The sequence below is a fragment of the Pseudomonas sp. GW821-FHT01E05 genome (genome assembly GCF_059422425.1).
Genome location: NZ_JBWKWW010000008.1, coordinates 326,372 through 334,817 on the forward strand (window position 1 = coordinate 326,372; position 8,446 = coordinate 334,817).

Here is an 8,446-nt window from a genome sequence, read left to right on the forward strand (position 1 = left end):
TATGAAAATAGTTATTGTCATTTTTAAATTTATCGCTGGAGCCTCTGGTGTTTTACTATTTTTTTATCGAAGTGAATTGTTTGTTCGATATGCGGGGGAAGGCCCGAAAAATCCAGATGCAATACATCAGGTTTTGGTCAATAATCATGGAGCCTATTCATATATAACCTCGATGCAATCCGATTATCTTCACTTGTTGGATTTTTGGTCTGTGTCTTTAATTGTGCTAATGATCGTCATCGATCTCTTGCAGCGTAAGTACTTCCATTGAATTAGCATATTAATGTTCGTGGGCATGGTAGGCATCCAAGTGTTTTAAATTTTTAAACCTAATGTAGAGTTAACAGGCGGCATCGATGAAGTATTCTGCCGCACCGAGGCCAGTGGCAGCACTTTCAGCTTCTTGGCTGATGCGCAGGGTTCAACCCAAGCGCTCACCGACAGCAGCGGAGCACTCGCCACGCAATACACCTACGACCCTTATGGCCAGACCAGTAGCAGCGGCTCCGCCAGCGCTAACAGCCAGCAGTACACCGGCCGGAAAAATGATGGCACGGGCCTCTATTATTATCGGGCACGGTATTACTCTCCGGGCTTTGGGCATTTTATCTCGGGAGATCCGATTGGCCTTGCGGGAGGGATAAATACGTATGGTTATGTCGGTGGGAATCCGGTTTCTTACATTGATCCTTTAGGGCTATGGCGTCGTCCAGATTTCCTCTCAGCGAATTTAAATGTCACAATTCCAAACCCATTAACGGGCACGGTTGTTGGCTGGTCAGGAACTGCAAGTATTGATCGATATGGGAGCTGGTACTGGAGCCCTTTAGGCGCAGGAATTGGAAAGTCTGCTACTCTTGTATCGGGAAGCCTTACTGAAAACTGGATAAATCAGTCATGCAACCCTACTGAAAATCAGCTCAATAATTTCTTGTCGGGAAATGGAGTTAATGCTATTGCTGGTTTTTGGGGAGGCGTTTCTGAGTCGTGGTCACCAGGTAATGGGTCTGCAACAGGGGTTGGATTGGTTACGCCACAACTAGGTGCTAGTTACAATTACTCCTTCCAGGCTGCTGGGAAGATTGGATCAGGATGGTGAGAATGAAAAGTTTTGAATTGTTAGTCTTTATTGTTGCACTGTGTTTACTGGGGGTAATGTGCTTGTTTTTTTCTGAGAAAACGCAAGGCATTATAATCAAGTGGATTGACTGGACATACGCATCAAAAAACCACCCACTCAAGACCCTGGTTAGATCAAGCAATTACTTGTATATTCTTAGGGCGGTTGGCGCACTAGCTCTTTTAATGTCTTTTTTCTTAACATGGGGGCTGATAAGTAACTTATAAAAAGACATATATGCATATATGGTGATCATTCCTACCCTCTGCGTGAATACCTTGCTGGACACTCGGGGGGGGAGTTTAGAAACAAACATCGGAGGATTATTTTCAAGAAGCCTGCGATAGCGCTTCAGGCCGTGACCAGATCTACAGACTACCCAGGTTTATGTTGGCAATGGCCAGATAGAGCAGATACGCGACGCCGCGATACCACCTCCGGCAGTTTCAGTTATGACGCGGCCAACAGACGCAGCCAGAAGACGATTGCAGGCCAGACCACCGGCTATGTCTTCGATGGTCTCAACCTGGTACAAGAGCTGACCGGTGCCGTCACCCCCACAGCACAGGCCAACCTCCTCACTGGCGGCGTCGATGAAATATTCAGTCGCACTGAGGCCAGTGGCAGCACCTACAGTTACTTGGCTGATGCGCTGGGTTCAACCCAAGCGCTCACCGACAGCACCGGAGCGTTCACTACCCAATACGCCTATGACCCTTATGGCCAGACCGGCAGCAGCGGTCTTGCCAGCGCTAACAGCCAGCAGTACACAGGGCGGGAAAATGATGGTACGGGCCTCTACTATTATCGGGCACGGTATTACTCTCCGGGCTTTGGGCGTTTTATCTCGGGAGATCCGATAGGTCTTGCTGGAGGGATTAATACGTATGCCTATGTAAACGGGAATCCGATTGGCCTCAAGGATCCTCGAGGAACCGATCCTGTTATTGGTGTAACGGTTGGCGCTATTTCAGGAACTGTCCAAGGCACTATAGGTGCGGCAGTGCAAGGTGGAGATTGGAGGGACATAGGCGCTGGAGCGTTGGCGGGGGGCACAATTGGAGCCCTTGTTGGTTTGATTGATCCTAGTTTGGGCGTTGGTACATTGGCCATTATTGGAGGTGTCGCCGGTGGCCTTGGTGATATTGCCGGGCAGGAGATCGCGAAGTATGGCAAAAATTGCACGTCAATAAATTTGGGTTCTACCGTCGGCGCTGTCTCTGGAGGCGCGATGGCTGGTTGGGGTACTGGTGTATTTAGCGGGTTAAGTGAAGTATTCGGCGAATGGGGCGCTACTAGCATTGGGGCGGCCATAACATCCGGCCCGGCGATTGGTTTGCCTGCAATTGGTGCGGCGCTAGCTGGCGAAGGTGAGCCATCAAAGTGAGGGTGTTAAAAATGACCAACGGAAGCGAACACTTATTTATCGGAAGGCTGGCAATCCTACCACTTGCCTTTGTTGAGTGGGGAGTTTTGCTTTGGTATCTAAGTTCATTGCGGCGATTTCGTGACAATTTTCTGAAAAAATTTATAGGCAGATCTGTATCTATTGCGACCGTTTTCATAGTGATATTTGGACAAATGGAAGCCTACACAATAATCACTTCTATACCGCGCCCAATGACTGACAACTTTTTCTTTATTGTATTTTCCACTGAACATGTTGTATCCGTATTTTTTATCTTCTATGTTGCAATTAAAAGCCGAAATCAGTAGGGCGGCAATCACGAGTGTATGGTGTTGCATTTATCGTAAAGTATCTGTGGCTATGTTGGCGGGAATCCGATTAGCATGACTGATCCATATGGCCTCGCATATCAATTTACGATTTCTGGTGGTGTAGCTTTGATAGCCCCAGGATCGGGAGGAAGTCTTAATATGGTCGGGGATGTGAATTTCAATGGAATGAACTCATCGGTGTATGTGCAAGGTCAAGCCAATGGGGGGCTCGATGCTGGCTATTATGCCGGATGGGGAGGCAGCGCCGTTGGTGGAAAGGGTGATACCCCCACTACAGGTTTTGACCACACTACGTATGGTGAGCTAGATGTCGGTTGGGGGCCTGCTTTCGGTATCAGTGCCTCAGGAGACAGTTGCGGGAAAATATCAGGAGTATCTGGTGCAGTTACATACAAACTTGGGTCCGGTGCGGGGTTTGGTGCGTTTGCTGGTGATTCAGGGACTGCAACTGCGGTATCTCCAACACTCCAGACTATTGTCAATTAGTTTAATTCATTTGCCCACTAACGTGGAATTTAAAAAAAATCACACAGCCCGGGATTAAATGAAAATGACGCCCTACGATAAAGATCCCCTTATAAAGGAAATACGCCGGCGCCGTAACATGTTCCTGCTCTGGCTGCCCATTGGTTTTTTGATTGAATTAGCAGTCACAATAACAATATATATTTTTGGGGGCAAGCTACCTGGATGGATGTTTACCGCAATGAACGCTGGCTGGATATTCGTTGGTTCTGTACTACTAATAAACATCTCAAATGTGCGCTGCCCTAGGTGCGGAAACAAGGCGCTTCGATTTATCCCGTTCACCACCATGAAGTATGTTCGCTGTCGATGGTGTAACTATCCAGAAAAGGATTAATTCAACGCAGGAAGGGGGTTGTCTTTTTTGAGTTAAAAATGCTATTGAATATTTTAACGGCAATGTACTCCTCAGCAACAGCTATGATGCCAATAGCCGGGTCTCCCAGCAAACCCTAGGTTATGGCAGCAATCCATATGGGGAGGTGCCCCCTTGCTGTATGACGCCAATGGCAATATGACCAGCGGCAGCAACACCTGGGGTTCGCTACTCATCGGTGCCAATATCCTCCGTCCACGACTGACCGTATAGGGTCGTTCCCTGCCGGTCATTGCCACGAAACGAGTTGGTCAAATCCGATGCAAATGGCTGGTCAGGTCGAATGCAAACGGGTGGGCAAGTCCGTGCAATTACCCAGCTCCCGGCCCATTGCCTGATGAGCTGATTAAAGCAAAGGGTTTTGGGAAAGCAATCACGACACTGAAAACCGCTCCCCCAGCCTTTCATCCTGCAAGATATCAAATAGCGCCTGAGCCGCCGCCGATAACTCATGACCCGGTTTGGTCAGCACACCGATCGCTCTCATCAGCGGATCGCGCAGGGTGATGCAACGCGCGCCCAGCTCATGCATCTGCCCGGCACACAACGCCGGCACCGCGCTCACCCCCAACCCGCTGGCAACCATCCGCCCGACCGTCGCCAGCTGGTGACTCTCCAGTTCAACCGGGAGTTTCATGTTGCGGGCCTGCAGGTGTTCCTCAAGCATGACGCGCACCGTCGAGGGCCTTTGCAAGGTAATGAAGGGCAGCTTCAACAGGGATTCCCAGTCGGTTTCCCCGCAGTCGGCCAGCGCTGAATCACTGGGCACCACGGCCACGAACCGGTCGATATACAACGGCGTGAACGCCAGCGACGAACTCTGCTGCGGTTCGAAGGCCACCCCCAGCTCCACCTGACGATCGCGGACCATCTCCAGCACCTGCTCGTTGATCACGTCGTTCACCGTGACGTTCACATTCGGGTAGCGGGCGCGGAAGGTTTTCAAGATCGACGGCAGCAAATTGCCGGCAAATGAGGGCATCGCGGCAATGGTCACGCGGCCGCGCTGCAGGGTGAAGCGTTGACGCAGTTCGTCCTCGGCATTATCCCAATCGGCAATCAGTCGCCGAGCCAGCGGCACCAGTGCCTCACCTTCCGGGGTCAGCGTGACATTGCGTGTGGTACGGCTGAACAGTCGGCCACCCAGGCCTTCCTCCAGCGCCTTGATCGTCAGGCTGAGGGCCGACTGCGAAAGATGCAGACGCTCGCAGGCGACGGCAAAACTGAGGCTTTGCGCCACGGCGAGAAAGGCGCGGATCTGCTTCACGGTCATCAGTGACGCCTCCAGGGATCGATTGTTTAATTTTATCTATTAATCAACCTTAAAAATCAACTTAACAAATAAATTCTCCAGAGCAACACTCTTGCCCATACGGCTAGCCAGCCGCCCACAAAGAATAAAAGAGGATGGTGCATATGGCAGGTTTCGATAAGCGCGTGGCTTCCTACGAGGAAGCGTTGGCCGGTCTGGAAGACGGTATGACCGTCATCTCCGGCGGCTTCGGTCTGTGTGGTATTCCGGAAAACCTGATCGCCGAGATCAAGCGCAAAGGCACTCGCGAACTCACCGTGGTCTCGAACAACTGCGGCGTCGACGGTTTCGGCCTCGGCGTGCTGCTGGAAGACCGGCAGATCCGCAAGGTGATCGCGTCCTACGTCGGCGAAAACGCCCTGTTCGAGAAGCAACTGCTCAGCGGTGAAATCGAAGTCGATCTGACCCCGCAAGGCACCCTGGCTGAAAAAATGCGCGCAGGCGGCGCTGGCATCCCGGCGTTCTTTACCGCCACCGGATACGGCACCCCGGTTGCCGACGGCAAGGAGACCCGCGAATTCAAGGGTCGCCCGTACCTGATGGAAGAATCCATCACCGGCGATTTCGCCATCGTCAAAGGCTGGAAAGCCGACCACTTCGGTAACGTGATCTACCGCCACACCGCACAGAATTTCAATCCGCTGGCCGCCACCGCCGGCAAGATCACCGTGGTCGAAGTCGAAGAAATCGTCGAACCGGGCGAGCTGGACCCAACGCAGATCCATACCCCTGGCATCTACGTTGACCGGATCATTTGCGGCACGTTCGAGAAGCGCATCGAACAGCGCACCGTGCGTTCCTGATCCCTTCCCTTCCAGCCCGAAGCTCTTGATAACAGAGCATGGAGAAAAACAATGGCTCTTACCCGCGAACAAATGGCTCAGCGCGTCGCCCGCGAAATGCAGGACGGCTTCTACGTTAACCTCGGCATCGGTATTCCGACCCTGGTCGCCAACTACATCCCGGAAGGCATGGAAGTCATGCTGCAATCGGAAAACGGCTTGCTCGGCATGGGCTCCTTCCCCACCGATGCTGAAGTCGACGCCGACATGATCAACGCCGGCAAGCAGACCGTCACCGCCCGTATCGGTGCGTCGATTTTCTCCTCCGCCGAGTCTTTCGCAATGATTCGCGGCGGCCATATCGACCTCACCGTGCTCGGCGCTTTTGAAGTCGACGTGCAAGGCAACATCGCCTCCTGGATGATCCCCGGCAAGCTGGTCAAGGGCATGGGCGGCGCAATGGACCTGGTGGCCGGTGCCGAAAACATCATCGTCACCATGACCCACGCCTCCAAGGACGGTGAGTCAAAACTGCTGCCGCGCTGCAGCCTGCCGCTGACCGGCGCCGGTTGTATCAAACGCGTACTGACTGACCTGGCCTACCTGGAAATCCAAGACGGTGCGTTCCTCCTCAAGGAGCGTGCACCCGGTGTCAGCGTCGAGGAAATCGTCAGCAAGACCGCCGGCAAGCTGATCGTACCTGAGCACGTCCCGGAAATGCAGTTCGCCTGAACGCCGACTGAATGAGGAGAGATTCGATGCAAGAAGTCGTCATTGTTGCCGCAACCCGCACTGCCATTGGCAGCTTTCAGGGCTCGCTGGCCAGTATTCCCGCGCCGGAGCTCGGCGCGGCCGTGATCCGCCGTCTGCTGGAACAGACCGGCCTCGCCGGTAGCGAAGTGGATGAAGTCATCCTCGGCCAGGTGCTCACCGCAGGTTCAGGCCAGAACCCGGCACGCCAGGCGTCGATCTTCGCCGGCCTGCCCCACGCAGTACCGGCGCTGACCCTGAACAAGGTCTGCGGCTCGGGCCTCAAGGCCCTGCACCTGGGCGCCCAGGCGATTCGTTGCGGCGATGCGCAAGTGGTCATCGCCGGCGGCATGGAAAACATGAGTCTGGCGCCCTACGTCCTGCCCGCAGCCCGCACCGGCCTGCGCATGGGCCACGCAAAAATGATCGACAGCATGATCAGCGATGGCCTGTGGGATGCCTTCAACGATTACCACATGGGCATCACCGCCGAGAACCTGGTGGAGAAATACGGGCTCAGCCGCGAAGAGCAGGATGCCTTCGCCGCAGCCTCCCAGCATAAAGCCACGGCGGCCATTGAGGCCGGTCGCTTCGCTGACGAGATCACACCGATCCTGATCCCTCAACGCAAAGGCGATCCGCTGTCCTTTGCCGTCGACGAACAACCCCGTGCCGAGACCACCGCAGCATCGTTGGCCAAGCTCAAACCGGCGTTCAAGAAAGACGGCAGCGTCACTGCGGGCAACGCTTCGAGCCTCAATGACGGCGCCGCGGCGGTACTGCTGATGAGCGCCGACAAGGCCAAAGCATTGGGCTTGCCAGTCCTGGCGCGGATCGCCAGTTACGCCAACGCCGGTGTCGACCCGGCGATCATGGGCATCGGCCCGGTATCGGCGACCCGCCGTTGCCTGGAAAAGGCCGGTTGGAGCCTGGGTGAGCTGGACCTGATCGAAGCCAACGAAGCCTTCGCCGCGCAGTCACTGGCGGTCGGCAAGGAGCTGGAATGGGACGCGAGCAAGGTCAACGTCAACGGTGGCGCGATTGCCCTCGGCCATCCTATCGGTGCCTCGGGATGCCGGGTGCTGGTGTCCTTGCTGCACGAAATGATCAAGCGTGATGCCAAAAAAGGTCTCGCCACGTTGTGCATCGGTGGCGGTCAAGGCGTGGCGCTGGCGATCGAGCGCAGCTGATTCAACGAGCAACATGGACAAGGCCCGGCTCCACGATAGCCGGGCCTTTTCTTTTCCCACTCGACACACGCCAATCCCCCCGTAGCAGTTGCCGAGTAATACGAGGCTACGTTCGGCGGCGAAGCCGTCGTAAAACCGGACACCCCGGTCTTTCTGGAACACCGCGCGTGCAGACTTGGCGACGGCTTCGCCGCCGAACGCTGCCTCGCATTACTCGACAGCTGCTACGGGGGGATGCAGGCGGGGCTGTCTTCCATCATCCGCATCGATGTTCACCATCGACCCAATGAAGTTCTCATAAAAATCCTGACGCGTAACATCTGCTCCATACCCAACCAATAACACCCCGGAGCACACCATCATGAAACGCCAGATCATCCTCAGCATCGCTTTCTCGGTACTTGCAGCCAACGCTTTTGCCGCTTCCTCCACTCACCCGGTCATCGCTGAAGGTGGCTCCGATCGTCTGATCGAAAGCCGCGTCGCTGAAGGTGGCTCCGACCGTCTGATCGAAAGCCGCGTCGCTGAAGGTGGTTCGGACCGTCTGATCGAAAGCCGCGTCGCTGAAGGTGGCTCCGACCGTCTGATCGAAAGCCGCGTCGCTGAAGGTGGCTCCGACCGTCTGATCGAAAGCCGCGTCGCTGAAGGTGG

The 8,446-nt window shown here is 54.6% G+C and carries 8 protein-coding genes and 1 pseudogene; 8 read left to right on the forward strand and 1 reads right to left on the reverse strand.

What is annotated here, in order from left to right:
• Position 1 precedes the first annotated feature (1 nt).
• From AC07W5_RS19910 to AC07W5_RS19925, 4 genes are all read left to right on the forward strand, one after another.
• On the forward strand, positions 2 to 271 hold the full coding sequence (locus AC07W5_RS19910) for a hypothetical protein (protein WP_495012530.1): 270 nt from the start codon (positions 2 to 4) through the stop codon (positions 269 to 271).
• A gap of 132 nt (positions 272 to 403) precedes the next feature.
• Positions 404 to 1,099, forward strand: a complete 696-nt coding sequence (locus tag AC07W5_RS19915) for an RHS repeat-associated core domain-containing protein (protein ID WP_495024179.1) — start codon at positions 404 to 406, stop codon at positions 1,097 to 1,099.
• Between the two features lie 379 nt (positions 1,100 to 1,478).
• Positions 1,479 to 2,507 carry an RHS repeat-associated core domain-containing protein gene (locus AC07W5_RS19920; protein WP_495024180.1) on the forward strand — a complete coding sequence of 343 codons (1,029 nt, stop codon included), beginning with the start codon at positions 1,479 to 1,481 and terminating at the stop codon, positions 2,505 to 2,507.
• A gap of 404 nt (positions 2,508 to 2,911) precedes the next feature.
• Positions 2,912 to 3,346, forward strand: a complete 435-nt coding sequence (locus tag AC07W5_RS19925; protein ID WP_495024181.1) for a hypothetical protein — start codon at positions 2,912 to 2,914, stop codon at positions 3,344 to 3,346.
• A 788-nt stretch (positions 3,347 to 4,134) separates the two neighbouring features.
• Here AC07W5_RS19925 and AC07W5_RS19930 read toward each other — a convergent pair.
• Complete coding sequence (locus AC07W5_RS19930; protein WP_495024182.1) at positions 4,135 to 5,034, reverse strand: LysR family transcriptional regulator; 900 nt, start codon at positions 5,032 to 5,034, stop codon at positions 4,135 to 4,137.
• Positions 5,035 to 5,177: 143 nt separating this feature from the next.
• Here AC07W5_RS19930 and AC07W5_RS19935 point away from each other — a divergent pair, with 143 nt between their 5' ends.
• The 4 genes and pseudogenes from AC07W5_RS19935 to AC07W5_RS19950 form a co-directional block, all read left to right on the forward strand.
• Positions 5,178 to 5,876: a CoA transferase subunit A gene (locus AC07W5_RS19935; protein WP_494992178.1), complete on the forward strand. Its 699-nt coding sequence runs from the start codon at positions 5,178 to 5,180 to the stop codon at positions 5,874 to 5,876.
• A gap of 51 nt (positions 5,877 to 5,927) precedes the next feature.
• Entirely contained in the window at positions 5,928 to 6,587 is a 660-nt protein-coding gene (locus AC07W5_RS19940) for a CoA transferase subunit B (protein WP_494992179.1), read from the forward strand.
• Positions 6,588 to 6,613: 26 nt separating this feature from the next.
• Positions 6,614 to 7,795 carry an acetyl-CoA C-acetyltransferase gene (locus AC07W5_RS19945; protein WP_495024183.1) on the forward strand — a complete coding sequence of 394 codons (1,182 nt, stop codon included), beginning with the start codon at positions 6,614 to 6,616 and terminating at the stop codon, positions 7,793 to 7,795.
• Between the two features lie 361 nt (positions 7,796 to 8,156).
• Positions 8,157 to 8,446: pseudogene (locus AC07W5_RS19950) on the forward strand (phage infection protein); the annotation flags it as partial.